The organism is Zobellia nedashkovskayae, from assembly GCF_015330125.1.
Classification (GTDB): domain Bacteria; phylum Bacteroidota; class Bacteroidia; order Flavobacteriales; family Flavobacteriaceae; genus Zobellia; species Zobellia nedashkovskayae.
This window is the reverse complement of sequence record NZ_JADDXR010000002.1, coordinates 1,770,602-1,787,690: the sequence shown is the minus strand read 5'-3', so window position 1 is coordinate 1,787,690 and position 17,089 is coordinate 1,770,602. Positions and strand designations below refer to the sequence as shown.

Here is a 17,089-nt window from a genome sequence, read left to right as displayed (position 1 = left end):
GAAAGATGACGAAAGCAGAAATTGTATCGAAAATCTCAGACAAGCTGGGAATTGAAAAAGGAGACGTACAGGCTACAGTTGAGAGTTTTATGGAAGAAGTGAAATCTTCTTTGGAAAGTGGTGACAATGTGTATCTTCGCGGTTTCGGTAGTTTTATTATTAAAACTAGAGCCGAAAAAACCGGAAGAAACATTAGCAAGAACACCACAATTAAAATACCAGCACACAATATCCCTGCATTTAAACCTGCAAAGGTTTTTGTAGAAGGTGTCAAAAGTAACGTACAAGTAAAATAAATATACTAACTTAAAGTAGAATTTTATGCCGAGTGGTAAGAAGAGAAAAAGACATAAGGTAGCTACCCACAAACGCAAAAAGCGTAGGAGAGCTAACAGACACAAGAAGAAATAATTGCTAGGGGTTGAAAATTTTCAACCCCTTTGCTTGTTTTTTCACCCATACGTTCATTGACATAGAGATTACAGAGAATCTCGGCGAATTATTGTGGTTCGTTTCAAATATTGTTTAATCGATTTGTCCATTTATTATTACTAGTAAGTGCAGACAAATACAAATACATTCAGGTGAATAGAGAATTAATCGTAAGATCAAGTTCTGATGCCGTCGATTTTGCCCTCTTAAAAGATGGAAAGCTCACTGAATTGCATAAAGAAGAAGACAACAACGACTTTTCAGTTGGTGATATATTCTTAGCAAAAGTTCGTAAGCCCGTAACCGGTCTAAACGCAGCTTTTGTAAATGTTGGTTATGAAAAAGATGCTTTTCTGCATTATCATGACCTTGGCCCTCAATTGGCCACTATGCTTAAATTCATTAAGGGCGTGAGTTCCAATAAGATTACGGATTACTCACTAGCCAACTTTCCATTCGAAAAAGACATTGACAAGAATGGCGTAATTACAGACGTCATAAAAGCAAACCAGTCTTTATTGGTTCAAATCGTAAAAGAACCTATTTCAACCAAAGGACCAAGAATTAGCTCCGAACTTTCTATAGCGGGGCGTTATTTGGTAATGGTACCTTTTTCCGATCGTGTTTCCGTATCTCAAAAAATTGGAAGCAGTGAAGAAAAAGAAAGGTTAAAAATACTCGTAAGAAGTATCAAACCTAAAGGATTCGGGGTCATTATTAGAACAGTGGCCGAAGGCAAAAAAGTAGCGGAACTAGACAAAGACCTAGAAAATTTGTTGGCCAAATGGTCAACAATGTGTAAAAAATTGTACAAGGCTCACACGCCTTCAAAAGTGTTGGTTGAGCTTAATAGGGCATCTTCTATCCTTAGGGATATATTCAATGATTCTTTTACAGGGATTGAAGTTGATAATGAGACCCTTTATGATCAAATCAAAGATTACGTGCTAGAAATAGCACCAGGAAAGGAATCCATAGTAAAACTGTATGATTCGCCTGTTCCTATTTTTGAAAAATACGGAATTGAGCGACAGATTAAAACTTCTTTTGGCCGTACCGCAAGTATGAGTAAAGGTGCGTACCTTATTATTGAACATACCGAAGCACTACACGTTGTAGATGTAAACAGTGGTAACCGTTCTAACAAGGCCAAAAATCAAGAAGATACTGCTTTAGAGGTCAATCTATTGGCAGCTTCAGAAATAGCCAGACAATTGCGCTTGCGTGATATGGGTGGTATTATCGTAGTCGATTTTATTGACATGGTAAAAGCACCACACAGGAAAAAGCTTTTTGATCATCTTCGTGATGAAATGAAAGATGACCGTGCAAAGCACAAAATATTGCCTCCGAGCAAGTTTGGACTTATACAGATTACTAGACAACGGGTCCGGCCCGAAATGAACATCAAGACAACCGAGGAAAATCCGAATGGTAATGGGAAAGAAATAGAAGCCCCAATAGTCTTGATAGACAAAATTAACGCCGACCTTGAAAAGTTGTTGAAAGGACCTAAGAAAGATAACGGAATTACACTTAACATTCATCCGTTTATCGCAGCCTATATTACTAAAGGCTTTCCTTCCATGCGCTCTAAGTGGTTCTTAGAACACAAGAAATGGATTAAAATACAACCTAGGGATGCGTATACGTATCTTGAATATCGTTTTAAAGATAAAGACGGTAAGACCATATATTAAAATATTAAAGCGACCTTCGGCAACGATGGTCGCTTTTTTTATGCCTTATCTTTACATAAAAACAGGCGCTATGCTTTACACTTCAAATTGTACTTTTGAAATGTAAAGCGCTAAGCAAAAATTAATATGAACGAACAACGAGCTTATTCCGTAGAGGAAGCCAAAAGAAAACTGGAAGGGTATTGCGCCTACCAAGACCGTTGTCATAAAGAAGTGGTCACTAAACTTCGCGAAATGCGTATGATTCCAGAAGCCATAGATCAAATTGTAGTTCATTTAATCAACGAAAATTTTCTTAACGAAGAACGCTTTGCACAAAGCTATGCAAGAGGCAAATTTTCTATAAAGAAGTGGGGCAAGAGACGCATTGTAAATGAACTGAAGCAACGTAATATCTCAAAGTACAACATTACCACAGCACTTAAAGAAATAGACCCTGAGGACTATATAAGTACGCTAGACGCTTTAGCAGAGAAGAGAATCTCTCAGATTACAGAGCGCAACCCAATAAAACGAAAGAAAAAATTAGCCGATTACCTTTTATATAGAGGATGGGAAAGCCATTTGGTCTATGAAAAACTGAAAGAACTAGTGCCGTAGCACAAACCCTTTTTTAAAGGAAGTTAAATACAGCACCAATGTTCACCATAAACTGATTGTGCAGTTTTTCAGCAGGTTCTAAATTTTCAGTTTTATATTTGGCTATTGGAAAACCAAATTCCGTAAACACACCAAGTCCATCAGAAAAGAAGAAACGAGCACCCATATGAAAGCCAAAATTCTTAAGACCTAAATCCAATCCAGGATAAATATCAACCTGATCACCTAGACCTATTATATTACCTAAGTGTGCACTAAAACGAGCCTTTGCATCAAAACGGTCCCAAGTACTGGCAGACACACTTTCATTTACACCCAAAAGGTAAGTAGAAGTTGCCCCTATTGATATATTTTCACCAAGACCATAATCATAAGAAGTCATTATTCCCGTACCGTTACTCTGTAAATTAGCACCCACTTGAAATTTTTGGTCACCCCTACCTTCATATGCCTGTGCAGAAAGATAAGTTGTTGAAAGAAGTAAGCAAACAGATAGAATGTAGAATTTCATTATAGTATTTTTTTAAGAAAAGGATATCAAAAAAAATTATTGGGACAAAATTTTAGCCGTTCGCTCAATTGCCTTTTTATTCTTTTTATCTATCCATTTCTGACCTTGTAATTTTCGCATTAAAATATCAAAATTACGCATTATGAAAACATTATAGACCCCCTCTGCAAAATTTATAGGATTCTTTGGCCACGACCTTAAACTCATTGAAAATCCAGGAGTTTTATACTCCATATAATGCCAATACCCTTCCGGCATATAGAGCACTTCTCCATGATTCAATTCAGTTTTAAAACCATTGGCTTTTTTCAAAGCAGGCCATTTATCAAAGTCTGGATTCGTAAAATCTATGCTCTCGTGCGTTATAAGTGAATGAGGTACTTTGTATAGATGCTTGGTTTCTGAAGGAGCAAATAAAATACACTCCTTTTTTCCCTCAAAATGAAAATGAAAGATATTGGACATATCTATATCATAGTGCATAAAAGTATAGGAATCGGTTCCACCAAAAAAGAGCATGGGTAGCTTCTTTTTAAGTCTTAATCCAAAATCAGGAAAATTATAATCTTTTTGAAGCTGAGGAACTTCCTTTAAAACATTCCAAAGAAAAATACGGTATTTGGTAGGTTTAGCTTTTAAAAGGTCTACATACTCGGACATCTTCATTTTAGCATGAGGCTCATTAAAACCATCCTCATGATTAACGGGCCTATCATCATAAAGCGGCACCATCTTATCTCCGGCAATCTCCTTAATATAATCTAGATTCCATTTATCAAAAGCAGGCCAATTTTCTATAGCACGCTCTATAACCACAGGTTTCTGTGGTTTAAAATAATGTTCTAAAAAATCTTCCTTGGTAATTGATGATACCCTTGGAATTGCTGTTAGCTTCAATGGAAATAGGATTCTATTTAAGCAGCAAATTTAATTAACCTTATGTAAAGATTTACTTAAAATTAAATTAATCTACTACTTTGCTCTTTGCCTTAGCTTCTTCGTTACGCTCAATTTTGTGTCCTGGTCGGCTCCATTTTGGCTTCTCCCCCAAAGGTTGCAACTTAGACTCTGAAGCTTCTACCGTTTTAGGCTGAGAAACTTTAGTAAATGCCTTTTGAGGATTCAAACCAAGAAGTTTGAACATCTCCATATCTTCATTTACATCTGGGTTTGGCGTAGTCAATAGCTTATCTCCAGCAAAAATAGAATTGGCACCTGCAAAAAAGCACATAGCCTGTCCTTCTCTACTCATTTCCGTACGGCCAGCAGATAAACGCACTTGTGTTTCTGGCATAACAATACGTGTAGTAGCTACCATACGAATCATATCCCAAATAGAAACGGGATCCATATCCGCCATTGGCGTACCTTCTACCGCAACTAATGAATTTATTGGTACTGACTCCGGTTGTGGATTCAAACTAGCTAAAGCAACTAGCATTCCGGCGCGATCTTCTATTTCCTCGCCCATACCAATAATACCACCGCTGCAAACGGTTACATTACTCTTACGGACGTTATCTATAGTATCTAACCTGTCTTCAAAAGCACGGGTAGAAATAACATCTTTATAATAATCTTCTGAAGTATCTAAATTATGATTGTAAGCGTACAACCCAGCTTCTGCCAAACGGTGTGCTTGGTTTTCTGTTAGCATACCCAGCGTACAACAAACTTCCATATCTAGCTTGTTAATGGTACGTACCATTTCCAATACTTGATCAAACTCTGGACCATCTTTTACATTACGCCACGCAGCACCCATACAAACGCGCGAGCTACCAGAGGCTTTTGCTCTAAGCGCCTGCGCTTTTACATGCGAAACTTTCATAAGGTCGTTACCTTCAATATCCGTATGGTAACGTGCCGCTTGTGGGCAATAGCCACAATCTTCCGGACAACCACCGGTTTTTATAGAAAGTAAAGTTGAAACCTGAACCGTATTTGGATCGTGATGTTCTCTATGGATAGTAGCTGCATCGTAAAGCAGCTCCATTAAAGGTTTGTTGTAAATATCAAGAATTTCTTCTTTCGTCCAGTTGTGTCTTGTTTCGCTCATAGTCTTTTTGGAAATCTCGGCGTAAAAATAACCTTTCTAAAATTGAAATTCCAAATTAGACAAAATATTCCTAACTCTAATATTAAAAAACGCGCCGTTTATCTGGAGAGCAGAATGGAAACCGCATTACCACCAAAACCAACTGCATTTACAAGTACTTTTTCAAGTTTTTTCGGTGATGAACTATAGGTGATAAAAGGCACTTTTATTTCATGTTGGTGCTGTATCATCAATACCGCCAATTCTATGCTTAACGCTCCCGAAGCTCCAAAAGTATGCCCTACTTTCCATTTATTTGTAGTTAAAAAGGGCAGTTTGTTACTAAAAACTTTTTCAATTGCTTTATACTCAGATATATCCCCTTTTACTGTGCCTGGCGCATGCATAACAATAGCATCTACCTCTTCAGGATTTATTTCTCCTAATGCCATTTTCATGGAACTTTGAAAACACTCGGCGTCCGTAGAGATAGAAATATTATGACGTAAGGGTTCTGTAGCATAACCTACTCCTTCAATAATAGCCAAGGTCTTTTCATTTACACCTTTTTCCAAGCATATTATAGAAGCACCTTCTCCAAGAATCATGGTGCTTTTTTCCTTTTCGAAATCTAAAGCACGACTAGGGAATCCTTCATTCCCTTTTGAAGTATCTTCCGTATTATACTGCGAATAGATTTTGAGCGCCTTCATCTGGGCAATGGTAAAAGATGTTAACGGCGCTTCGCTACCGCCTACCAAAAACTTATCTGCCATGCCACTTCTTAGCCACGCTACTCCATTTAAAACGGCATGTAGCGCCGTAGAACAGGTAATAGAATGCGATATCTCTGGACCTTTTGACTTTAAATCGTGAGCTACCCATGACGAGATATTTCCCAAGGTGGTCGTTGGTGATGAAAGTGTTGCCGTTCTATTATTTTCCAGAAACTCTTGATGGTATTTTTCAAAAAGTGCTGTGGCTCCACGTGAAGATCCAATATTAATTCCGAAATCATCGCCTGCTTCCCAACCTGCTTTAGCAATCGCGTCTCTTGAAGCATAAAGCGCAAACAAAACCGAATCATCAAGACTTTTGTATTTATTATCTGAATTCCTAAGCTCTTCTATTTCTTGTTTTGAATCTTTAGATAATGAGGCGGCCCATTCCGTGGATTCACCAAAAGCCTTCTGTTCAAAAAAGTGATTATCTTGGAGGTAGCTTGCCCAAGTCTCTTCAGATGTTTTTCCTAAAGGAGAAATTGAGCCTATTGCGGTAATGGATATTGGTTCTTTCAAACGGAAAATTTAAATACTGTTCAGTAGATCTTCTATGGTAGTATATATTTTCTGCAACTGCTCATCTGTAATGACGTAAGGTGCAGAAATATAGATTGTACTACCCAAAGGCCTCAAAAATACCCCATTATTCATGAAATGCTTGAAAATCTGGTCGCGTAAATTACCATACCGTTCCATTTTCACATTAAGGTCTAACGCGTAAATAATTCCGCATTGTCGTGTACCCGAAACTTTTTCATGGTTCTTTACTCTCAAATCAAATTCTTGGTGCGAAGAAATTATTCTTTTGATGCTATCTTGAATCTCTACTGATTGTAACAACTCCAACCCAGCTAAAGCTGCAGTGCAAGCCAATGGGTTTCCTGTATAGGTATGACCATGGAACAATCCCTTTGCTAAATCATCACTATAAAAAGCATTATAAACTTCTTGTGAGCAACTCGTAATCGCCATAGGAATTAGCCCTGCCGTCAACGCCTTGGACATGCAAATGATATCTGGTTTGGTATCTATATAATCCGAAGCAAAAGGTTTCCCGGTTTTACCAAAACCAGTCATAACCTCATCTGCAATGGTCAGTACACCATGTACTTTTAATAACTGTAAAATTCGATTCAAATTTTCAGCCTTGTGCATTTTCATGGCTGCGGCTCCTTGCACTAACGGCTCATAGATGAATCCCGCAATATGGTTCTGTTGCAACCTAATTTCTAAATCTGATAGAATACCCTCTATATTTTCATCCGTGGGAACATCAATACGCTCTACATCAATAAAAAACTCTTCAAAAGGACCGTTATAGACAGATAGCCCTGAAACAGACATAGCACCGAACGTATCGCCATGAAAACCCTCTTCAAAAGCGAGCATCGTTTTGCGTGTTCTTCCGTTGTTAAAATGATACTGCAAAGCCATTTTTATACCGATTTCCGTTGCGGTAGAACCGTTATCGGAAAAGAATAATTTCTCTTGATTTTCAGGTAATATCTTAATAAGTTCTTCAGAAAGTTTTATGGCAGGCTCATGAGTGAATCCACTAAAAACCACTTGATCCAGTTTTTGCATTTGGGCATAGACCCTATCTGTAATATACTCGTTACAATGACCATAGGCACTTGTATACCAAGATGCAATGCCGTCTATATAATCTTTTCCATTCTCATCATACAAAACAGCACCTTTTGCCTTAACGATTCCTAACATTTCAGGATGCAGTTTATGCTGTGTTAATGGGTGCCAAAGATGTTTCTTATCTCTAACAGATAGACTTTCAATTACTAGGGTTTCTGACGCGTTTGCCTTCTTCATAATGCAAAGATGAGGAATTAAAACTTTTTTTTTGAAGTATATCGATGCTGGATTTTTACAACCTACAAACAAAACTTAGAAGGTCGCAATCCGTTATACCTATTTACAAGTAGCAAGCTAGATTTAGCCTTAGTGAGAATACATTATTAAACCTGAAGCGTTTTTAAGATTGGCGCGAATTTATCAGCATATTTTTTAATTACGGCCTTGTCAAAAACAAGCTCTTCATCAATACGACCGATTAACGAAACACCCGTTTTATGAAGAATAATATTTTCCGTCTCCGGATTTTCCTTTCCACTAAAGAGCACAGAAACATCATATCCTTTTTGTTGCAACCAACCGATTGTTAAAAGTGTATGGTTAATGCTGCCTAAGTAATGTCTTGAAACGACAATAACATGATATGTTGGCATGATAATATCCAAAACCGTGTCATTCTCGTTCAGGGGCACCAAAATACCGCCAGCGCCTTCAATCACTAAAGAATTATCGGTTACAGGTTCCACTATTTCTAGTCGGTCCATTTTTATCCCATCTCTTTCTGCAGCGGCATGTGGACTCATAGGAGTTTTTAACTCATAACGGCTTTTGTGTATGACCGTTTTATCATTTGAAATTAGTGAGCTTACTTTATCGCTATCCGTGTTATCCAAATCACCGGCTTGAACGGGTTTCCAGTAATCAGCCTCAAGAGCTTCCGCTATTATGGCCGAAGCTATAGTTTTCCCTACTTCGGTAGATATTCCTGTCACAAAAATTTGCTGCATGCTATTGAGGTTTTGTTATCATGTTACAATGTAGGCATTTGTATTTTTTTTCCTCAAAAAAAGGAAAAAGTTTATATAAAATTCCTTTTCTGTTATAATACACCTCTGATTTTTGCATTTTACAATTGGGACAGACAATCAATTTACCATTGTCATCTAAGGCGTAAGCCCTGATTTCATTATATATCTCCGTAGCCTTTTCCTTATCCTCTGTGTATACTTGTACTTTTACCCCGCCTATTGCGTTGCTAATCATAGGGTCAGAATTCAAAGTAAATTCATCTTTAAGAAAAACAGGAATACCTTCAGACTCTAATTTACCTTTCAGTATTTGAACATCAGAAGGGTATTCAAAAGATGCTATCGTATAGAATTTCTCTTTCATATTACATAAGATCAGCTATAGCTTTTAGCAAAGTATCAATTTCCTTTTCAGTATTAAAACTATGAAGACAAACACGTAATCTTTCCCGACCTTCAGGTACAGTGGGAGATTGAATAGGTCTTACATCATACCCTTTTTCCTGAATGACTTTGGCAATATCGCGAATTTTATCATTACCTGAAATGATACAACAATGAATAGCAGAATTACTGGGGATAAACTTTGAGTTTAAATTAAAACTCTCTAATTTTTGATTGAAATACGTAATATTATGTTTTAGTGCTACCACCTCATCAACCCGATTTTGAAGATGGTCATATGCTGATAAAACCGAGGCTACAGCATGCGGCGAAAGCCCCGTGGTATAAATAAAACTACGGGCGAAATTTACTAGATAAGACTTTAGCAAAGTACTGCTCAAAATTGCAGCACCATGACACCCCATACCTTTGCCAAAAGTTACGATTCGGGCAAAAACCTCTTCATGCAAATTCAGTTCTTGGAGCAAACCTTCACCCTGCTTTCCAAAAACTCCTAGGGCGTGGGCTTCATCAACTATAAACCGACAATTATAATCTTTACATATTTTGGCAAATGCACTTAAATCAGGTACATCTCCATCCATGGAAAAAACAGATTCAGTGACCACATAGATTTCAACATCAGCCAAGTCTTTGTTTCGCTCAACCTGACATTTATGAACTAAATCTTTAAGGTTGTTATGCTTGTACTTATAGCTCTTGGAATTCCCCATTTGGATACCATCGCGAATACTAGCGTGAATATATTCATCATATAGAACAACATCTCCTCGTTGCGGTACCGAGCTAAAAAAACCAAGATTGGCATCATATCCAGAATTGAAGACCAATGCGTCTTCCGTACGATGAAATTTGGCCAGCATCTCTTCCAGTTCGTTGTAAAGAGAATGGTTGCCCGTTATCAATCTAGATCCGGTAGCACCATTTACAATGTGTCCCGTTTGCTTCACTATTTTACTGGCCATATCGAATAATGTAGGCTTTTGGGCCAAGCCTAAGTAATCATTGGAAGAAAAGTCTACTCGCTTTTCATTAGGGCTTGGAATAATGCGCATGGAATTTTGCCCATTTCTAAGCTCTAATTTTTGAATAAGTTTTTCGGGTAGCTGTACCATAAACCAAATGTAAGCTGTTTCATCAAAACAAACACATACTTGATTACTACAACATACCTTCGTTAAAGTATTTGATCTCTGGTCCTAGCTGTTGCGAGAAATGGGTATGCGCTCCAAAATAAACTGACCCTTAACATATGTAGCAGCTAATTTATTCCCTAAGAGATAAGTTGTAAAATCTCCTTCCAAGTTTTGTTATAGTAGATTTTATCATTTTTCGCTTGAGCCGAGCCTATTCATATCAGTCCAAATAGAAGCCAAACGAATGTTTTAAAAATTGAGTAATAATATGATTTTTATTGACAACAAAGGTAAAACCATGTGCGCTATGACACCCCATGTAATTAGGGGTTTTGTCTAAACGGAAAGATTATGATTATATGATCCTGAACAATAACTGGGTTTGTTATATAAATTGTAAAGCCGAAAAGTTTATAAAACAGGAAGCAAACGAACCTTCAATTGAATTCGTTAAATATACTTAGAAGGAAAATAAAACATTACTGCTGTTCTACTACCTCAAATTCTTTATAAGCATCATTAGGACTTGTAAAACGGTGCCTTATATCTAAATCAACACTCTCTTTGTTATTGTAATCAAACCCATTTCTGAAATAGACAAAAGATAAGTCCAACTGGAAAGACCCAATTTCCTGTAAAACTACTCCGACCCTTGACTCATATGCATCTTCTGCTTCGTTCAATTTGGCAACCGTAACGTAATCATTGTAAAAAAAGTAATCCGTAGGACTTTCTCCTGAAGTAATAATGTATTCAGGGTCTATTGAAACGTTCACATAAGTATTGGAAAAATCAGAGAATTTTTTAACATTAAAAGAATAAGCAAACTGATTGTCTTTTGTAGTTTCAAATATATCCAAGAGTTCATTGTACCCTTCTTCTTTAATATACCGGCTAAATTTTTGCGAAAAGAAAATGGTATCTCCAACTACATACTCGGTTTGGTCATCAAAGACAAATACATCCTCTACTTGTAGGTCTATATAGTTTATCGCAGAATCGTCATCATTAGAAAAACAGCCTGCCATGAGTAGGCTTAAAAGGAAGCAACCAATATATGCATATCTCATAATCACAAGTTTTAAAACCTATACCCTATTTTTATTCCTGTGCGCACTAAGGCAACATTTAAAAAAAAGAAATTAGTGCTAAAATTGGTTCGTATACCCAATTGTCCTTCTACAACCAATCTGTTCTTCATAAATAAAAACCGATACCCATATCCCGTTCCCAAACCACCAACAATGTAGTTTTCGGAGCCAATAACATACACGCCGTAGCCTTGATCATTAACGTTGCGTACATACCCACCGGTTTGTTCAACTTGGGATATGGAACCAAAGACTTCAAAAAAGTGGCCGTTGGTTTTAGTGCTGTTCAAATAGAACCGTACAAAAGGCATTATCTCAAAATTTGTGGTACGATCGTAATAGCCTGAAGATTCAGTATCAAAATCTCCAAAATCATCTCCATAAATTGCACCGGACAAACCTACTGCCCACTTATTAGCAATTGTTCGCTCATAAGTTAAATCAAAACTACCAGCAAAAGGCAGTAATAAATTTGTAGAAATCTGATTTTTATATTGAGGAAAATTCGTTTCTTCTTGCCCAAAACAAAATATAATAGAACCCAAGAACAACAGTACAATACAGTGTATTTTTTTCATCATGGTAATTCAGTCGTTAAAGAGATTCTTAAGCTCAAAAAAGATTGTTTCGATTACACGTGTAATACAAATCTTACTTCAAAATGGTAAAATTCAAAAATAGCGAATGCTCTGATTAAATAGTATATTGGTCTCATTAAATTTACATCAATGAAATTCTCCATTTCCTTCTTTCTTTTTATTGCTACAAGCGTACTTTTTGCCCAAACCAACAACTATGAAATTTCTTTTGAGAATGCCGTACACCATGAAGCGGTGGTAAAAGGAACCTTTCCCGATTTAAAAACGGATACGGTTGCTTTCAGAATGAGTCGCTCTTCTCCTGGGCGCTATGCGCTGCATGAGTTTGCAAAAAACGTTTATAGTTTTAAAGCTACGAACAGCAAAGGCAAAACTCTAGAAGTGTTACGTCCTGACCCATATTCATGGCAAGTAACGGGCCATGATGGTACTATTAAAATAAGTTACACTTTGTTTGCCAACCGAGGAGGAGGTACCTATTCTCAAGTAGATGAAACGCATGCCCACTTAAATATACCTGCGACATTTATGTACGCCCCTGCCCTGAGCGATAGAAAAATTGAAGTAGATTTTAAGGTAAGAAAAGATTTGAAGTGGAAGGTAGCCACTCAACTTCCTTTGGCTTCTGGCACCACATATTCTGCTCCAAACCTATATTATTTTATGGATAGTCCTACTGAAATAAGTAACCATTCGGTTCGTGAATTTGAGGTTGAGGACAACGGAAAGAAACAAAAAATACGTTTTGTGCTGCACCATAATGGTACAGATGAAGAACTAGATGCATATTTCGAAAACGTAAAGAAAACCGTTCTAGCAGAAAAGGAAGTATATGGAGAACTTCCAGAATTTGATTATGGTACCTATACTTTTTTAGCTTGTTATATTCCCAATGCTTCCGGTGATGGCATGGAGCATCGTAATTCTACCATTCTTACTAGCACACGTAGTTTGGCCAATGGAGGTATGGAAGGTAATATCGGAACCGTGTCTCATGAGTTTTTTCATGCTTGGAACGTTGAGCGTATTCGCCCAAAATCATTAGAGCCTTTTGATTTTGAAAAAACCAATATGAGTGGTGCCCTTTGGTTTGCCGAAGGTTTTACCAGTTATTACACGAATCTTATTCTTTGTAGAGCAGGAATTATTTCACCTGAAAAGTATGTGGATGGCATTTCAGGAACGTTCAACTATGTCTGGAACTCACCTGCACTTCAGTATTTCAACCCTATAGAAATGAGCTACCAAGCTCCTTTTGTGGATGCCGCTACCTCCGTAGACCCGGTAAACAGAGAGAATACCTTTATTTCTTATTATTCTTACGGAAGTGTACTCGGACTTGCGCTTGACCTATCACTCCGTGAAGAAAAATTGAACCTAGATGACTTCATGAAACTAGTTTGGAAACAATATGGAAAAGCTGAAAAACCGTATGTAATAGAAAACCTTCAACAAGTGCTAGCTGAATACGCTGGAATCGACTTTGCCAGTACTTTCTTCAACAAATATATTTACAAAAGTGAGATGCCTGATTATAGCTCGCTATTAAACTCCGTTGGTGTTACGTTGAAACAAAATTCAGAACAACCTTATTTTGGGGCAGCTGTATCGCTAGATGGTGATGGTCATGGTGAAATTCAATCGAATCCAAAAATGGAATCTCCAGCTTATATTTCTGTGCTGGATAAAGGTGATGTTATTACCGATATTAACGGAAATGGATTCCCGGACGGGCAACAATTCAGTGCCTATATAGAAAAACTAAAGATTGGAGATACACTGAAAATTACTTTTGAACGCTTCGGAGTAGAAAAGCACACCACCTTAATTCTAAAAGCAAACCCAGACTATCATTTATTTCTAACGGAAAAGGATGGTAAAGCCCCTTCAAAAAAGCAATTGCACAAAAGAAATAACTGGCTTAAAACTGAATACTAGTGATAACGTATACTACGGCAACAACGGATAATGAACTAAAGGAAATTCTGGCACTTCAACAGAAAAACCTACCTACTTCCATTTCACCCAAAGAAAAAGAAAAAGAAGGTTTTGTTACTGTGGTTCATACATTTGAAATTTTAAAAGCGATGAATGATGTCTGTGCTCATATTATAGCCAAGTCAGATAATTTAGTTATTGCATATGCCCTTTGTATGCATCCGAAATTCGCAAATGACATTGCCGTTCTTAAGCCCATGTTTGATGAACTTGAAGCTATAATCCCCCCAATACCCAGTTTTATTGCTATGGGGCAAATTTGTGTGGACAAAGCTTTTCGTAAACAAGGTGTTTTCAGAAAATTATATGAAACCATGCAATCCGTTACGCAACCGACTTTTGAATCTATTATTACCGAGATTGATGCTAGCAATACTCGATCGCTTCAAGCACATGCAGCCATTGGTTTTAAAGAACTGAAAACGTATTACTCTGCTGGTCAGGAATGGAAGGTTGTTAGTTTTTAATGATTTTTTCAAGCTAATGTTAAAAATCTTTAAATTTTCACATTACCAAATCGAAGCCTTATCGAAGTCAACACCCATAGTGTATTAGCTTTATTTTACTCTTTATAAAACACATGATGTTTTGTGAAATCCTCTCGTAGCAGTTGCGCTTCATCGAAAATATTGTAGTAATTTTCCTTGTTTAACTTACATTTAACGTTTTAGAACAAGAATCTTTGTATCGACTAATAGTTCCCTTACTTATGTGTTGTACCCTTGGTTTTTCCCAAAGTATCAACTTTGACCAACTGGGCAAGGAAAAATGGCTACGCTATAATGGCGGTGTAGCTGCCAATGCGGTGTATTATGATGGTACCGCCAACCGCCAGGCACTCACCTACTACCTAACAGGTAACTTAAACTTTAATATTGCAGGGGTTTATAATATTCCGTTATCATTCACCTACTCCAATCAAGAATTCGACTTTCCGAATCCGTTCAACTTTAATAGACTTAGTCTTCACCCTTCTTATAAATGGGCCACGGCGCATTTAGGGGATGTTAGTATGACCTTTTCACCTTATACCTTAGCGGGACACCAATTTAGCGGAGCCGGTTTTGATTTAAATCCCGAAGGAAAATTTCAAATCAGCGGAATGTATGGTAGGTTTTTAAAGGCCACAGAATATAATGAAGAACACCCTGAAGCCCTTACCGCATATAAACGTATGGGGTACGGTGTTAAGACCGCTTATGATTTTGACTTCATGAAACTGGGTGTTATTCTATTTAAGGCCAATGACGAGACAAATTCTTTGGAGACTCCGTATCCTTTAGAACTTGGGCTTTCGCCAAAAGACAACGCTGTGCTCTCATTTGAATCGGAATTTCGACTATTTGAGAAGGCTACTATTCATGTAGAATATGCTATTTCAGGGGTTACCGAAGACACACGTTTGACCGAAGACGTTGCGTCTGCTGGCTTGTTATCCTTCATCCTAAAAGAAAATATAAGTACTCAGTATTACAATGCCCTAAATGCTTCTTTTGATTACCCAGCCGGTAATGGAACCTTAGGTGTGGGATACGAAAGAATAGACCCTGATTACAAGACTTTGGGTGCCTACTATTTCAATAACGACCTAGAAAACATTACAGTAAACGCCAGTCAGTCCATTTTTGAAAATAAACTGAATCTTAGCGTAAATGCCGGTTTACAACGCGATAATTTGGACAAGGCAAAATCATCAAACCAACAACGTATTGTTAGTTCGGTCAATGCTAATTACACGGCTTCCGAACGTTTGGGTTTCAATGCATCGTATTCCAACTTTCAATCTTATACCAATATCCGAGATCAATTTGACTACATTAACCAAGTAGGTGTTTATGACAATGTAGATACGCTTAACTACCGTCAGATTTCTCAAAACGCCAATTTAGGAGTCAACTATGTGCTAAAGAAAACAGACACAAAGCAACACAGTACCAACTTAAATTTGGTCTACCAAAACAGTATCAATCAACAAGAAGGTGAAACTATAGAAGGTGGTCAAAATTCCTTTTACAATGGAATGGCTGGCTATACCCTTGGTTATCCAAAACAAACATTAAATATTTCGCTTGCCGGAAATGTTTCTTATAACACAGTGGCAGAAGATGACAATATGACTCTAGGACCGACGTTGTCAATAGGAAAGCAATTTTTTGACAAGCAGCTTCGTACTAATTTCTCTAGTTCTTACAACACGGCCTTCACCAATGGAAATCGACAAAATAACGTTTATAATTTTAGATTGGGCAGCACATATACATTATATAAAAAGCATAACCTCAACCTAAATTTCCTGATGCTTTTTAGAAATACAGATTTGAACAATAGCCGTGACCTTACTATAACTTTTGGCTACAGCTACGCCTTTGACAATTTCAAGCTTAATTTAGACCGAAACCAACGAATTCTTAACGAACGTGAGCCTCGTAGTAAGGAGAACTCACTTAGTTTCAGATACCGAAATGTTTCCTACAGCGGAACTATTCCTGAACTAAATGAGCAATTGACCAATGTGTCCGAAAGCTCACAATTTGCAGATATCCCGCAATTCAAAAAAGACGAACTAAAAATACTTTTAGCCATAGTCAAAGAGCAAAAACGCGAAGAAAAGTATAAAGAAAGTGCCCTTGTTTTTTTAAAGGAACTTTATGCTTACGGTGATTTTCAAGCTGTTTATGATGATGCCCTTTACAATATCATAATGTCCATCAAAGACGATATGACTAAAATTGACATGGCTCTAGAAAAGTTATTTGTAGTCAAAAAACTGGAAGCCGACAAACACCCGTTAAACGGAAAAGCAGTTGAAGATTACTCTGTCAGGGATAAAGCTATAGCTCCAAAATATCAGGCATTGCTAAAAGAACGGGGAACTCGTTTAGAAAAATTGGTAGGCCACAGATGGATGGAAACGCAATTTTCTGAATACACCACTAAAGAAGACATCATTAACCCAAGTGGATTTTTAAAAGAATTTAAAGAAGCCAACGCTCTGAAAGGCTTTGAGATTTACGAGAAATCGGAAGGTAATGTACAGAAACTAGAATACTATCTTGAAAATGAAATCATAGATTTCTATTATAAGAAGTCGTTGAATTTGGTGAATCCAGACTTATTTGAGCTGAAATATATCAATAAGAATTAGTAGTTAGTAGTTAGTAGTTAGTAGTTAGTAGTTA

At 37.2% G+C, this 17,089-nt stretch carries 16 protein-coding genes; 6 read left to right on the top strand and 10 right to left on the bottom strand.

Annotated elements, in window-relative coordinates; translation table 11 throughout:
- Positions 1-5: 5 nt before the first annotated feature.
- From IWB64_RS07555 to IWB64_RS07545, 3 genes are all read left to right on the top strand, one after another.
- Positions 6-296 carry an HU family DNA-binding protein gene (locus IWB64_RS07555; RefSeq protein ID WP_038236075.1) on the top strand — a complete coding sequence of 97 codons (291 nt, stop codon included), beginning with the start codon at positions 6-8 and terminating at the stop codon, positions 294-296.
- 288 nt (positions 297-584) lie between these two features.
- Positions 585-2,132 (top strand): Rne/Rng family ribonuclease, encoded by a 1,548-nt coding sequence (locus IWB64_RS07550; protein WP_194533430.1) that lies wholly within the window; start codon positions 585-587, stop codon positions 2,130-2,132.
- 126 nt (positions 2,133-2,258) lie between these two features.
- The gene (locus tag IWB64_RS07545; RefSeq protein ID WP_194533429.1) at positions 2,259-2,732 is read left to right on the top strand and encodes a regulatory protein RecX; all 474 of its coding nucleotides are present in this window, start codon (positions 2,259-2,261) and stop codon (positions 2,730-2,732) included.
- 13 nt (positions 2,733-2,745) lie between these two features.
- Here the strand turns inward: IWB64_RS07545 and IWB64_RS07540 are convergent, their stop codons facing one another.
- From IWB64_RS07540 to IWB64_RS07495, 10 genes are all read right to left on the bottom strand, one after another.
- Positions 2,746-3,243, bottom strand: a complete 498-nt coding sequence (locus IWB64_RS07540) for a DUF6646 family protein (RefSeq protein WP_194533428.1) — start codon at positions 3,241-3,243, stop codon at positions 2,746-2,748.
- Between the two features lie 36 nt (positions 3,244-3,279).
- A complete protein-coding gene (locus IWB64_RS07535; RefSeq protein ID WP_194533427.1) occupies positions 3,280-4,140 on the bottom strand; it encodes a cupin-like domain-containing protein in 861 nt (286 codons plus the stop codon).
- Positions 4,141-4,207: 67 nt separating this feature from the next.
- On the bottom strand, positions 4,208-5,302 hold the full coding sequence (bioB, locus tag IWB64_RS07530; protein ID WP_194533426.1) for a biotin synthase BioB: 1,095 nt from the start codon (positions 5,300-5,302) through the stop codon (positions 4,208-4,210).
- A gap of 98 nt (positions 5,303-5,400) precedes the next feature.
- A complete protein-coding gene (locus IWB64_RS07525; RefSeq protein WP_194533425.1) occupies positions 5,401-6,579 on the bottom strand; it encodes a beta-ketoacyl synthase N-terminal-like domain-containing protein in 1,179 nt (392 codons plus the stop codon).
- Between the two features lie 9 nt (positions 6,580-6,588).
- Positions 6,589-7,890, bottom strand: coding sequence for an adenosylmethionine--8-amino-7-oxononanoate transaminase (gene bioA / locus IWB64_RS07520; protein ID WP_194533424.1), 1,302 nt, complete (start codon positions 7,888-7,890; stop codon positions 6,589-6,591).
- 146 nt (positions 7,891-8,036) lie between these two features.
- Entirely contained in the window at positions 8,037-8,660 is a 624-nt protein-coding gene (bioD, locus tag IWB64_RS07515; RefSeq protein ID WP_194533423.1) for a dethiobiotin synthase, read from the bottom strand.
- A 1-nt stretch (position 8,661) separates the two neighbouring features.
- Positions 8,662-9,045 (bottom strand): putative signal transducing protein, encoded by a 384-nt coding sequence (locus IWB64_RS07510; RefSeq protein WP_194533422.1) that lies wholly within the window; start codon positions 9,043-9,045, stop codon positions 8,662-8,664.
- 1 nt (position 9,046) lies between these two features.
- Positions 9,047-10,201: an aminotransferase class I/II-fold pyridoxal phosphate-dependent enzyme gene (locus IWB64_RS07505; RefSeq protein WP_194533421.1), complete on the bottom strand. Its 1,155-nt coding sequence runs from the start codon at positions 10,199-10,201 to the stop codon at positions 9,047-9,049.
- A 500-nt stretch (positions 10,202-10,701) separates the two neighbouring features.
- A complete protein-coding gene (locus IWB64_RS07500) occupies positions 10,702-11,292 on the bottom strand; it encodes a hypothetical protein (protein ID WP_194533420.1) in 591 nt (196 codons plus the stop codon).
- A gap of 11 nt (positions 11,293-11,303) precedes the next feature.
- Complete coding sequence (locus IWB64_RS07495) at positions 11,304-11,894, bottom strand: DUF3575 domain-containing protein (protein WP_194533419.1); 591 nt, start codon at positions 11,892-11,894, stop codon at positions 11,304-11,306.
- A 147-nt stretch (positions 11,895-12,041) separates the two neighbouring features.
- Here IWB64_RS07495 and IWB64_RS07490 point away from each other — a divergent pair, with 147 nt between their 5' ends.
- The 3 genes from IWB64_RS07490 to IWB64_RS07480 all read left to right on the top strand — a co-directional run bounded on the left by IWB64_RS07490 (position 12,042) and on the right by IWB64_RS07480 (position 17,055).
- Positions 12,042-13,850 (top strand): M61 family metallopeptidase, encoded by a 1,809-nt coding sequence (locus tag IWB64_RS07490; protein WP_194533418.1) that lies wholly within the window; start codon positions 12,042-12,044, stop codon positions 13,848-13,850.
- Positions 13,850-14,377, top strand: coding sequence for a GNAT family N-acetyltransferase (locus tag IWB64_RS07485; RefSeq protein WP_194533417.1), 528 nt, complete (start codon positions 13,850-13,852; stop codon positions 14,375-14,377). The genes IWB64_RS07490 and IWB64_RS07485 overlap by 1 nt, the downstream gene beginning before the upstream one ends.
- 242 nt (positions 14,378-14,619) lie before the next feature.
- Complete coding sequence (locus IWB64_RS07480) at positions 14,620-17,055, top strand: TonB-dependent receptor (protein WP_194533416.1); 2,436 nt, start codon at positions 14,620-14,622, stop codon at positions 17,053-17,055.
- The last annotated feature ends 34 nt before the right edge of the window (positions 17,056-17,089 follow it).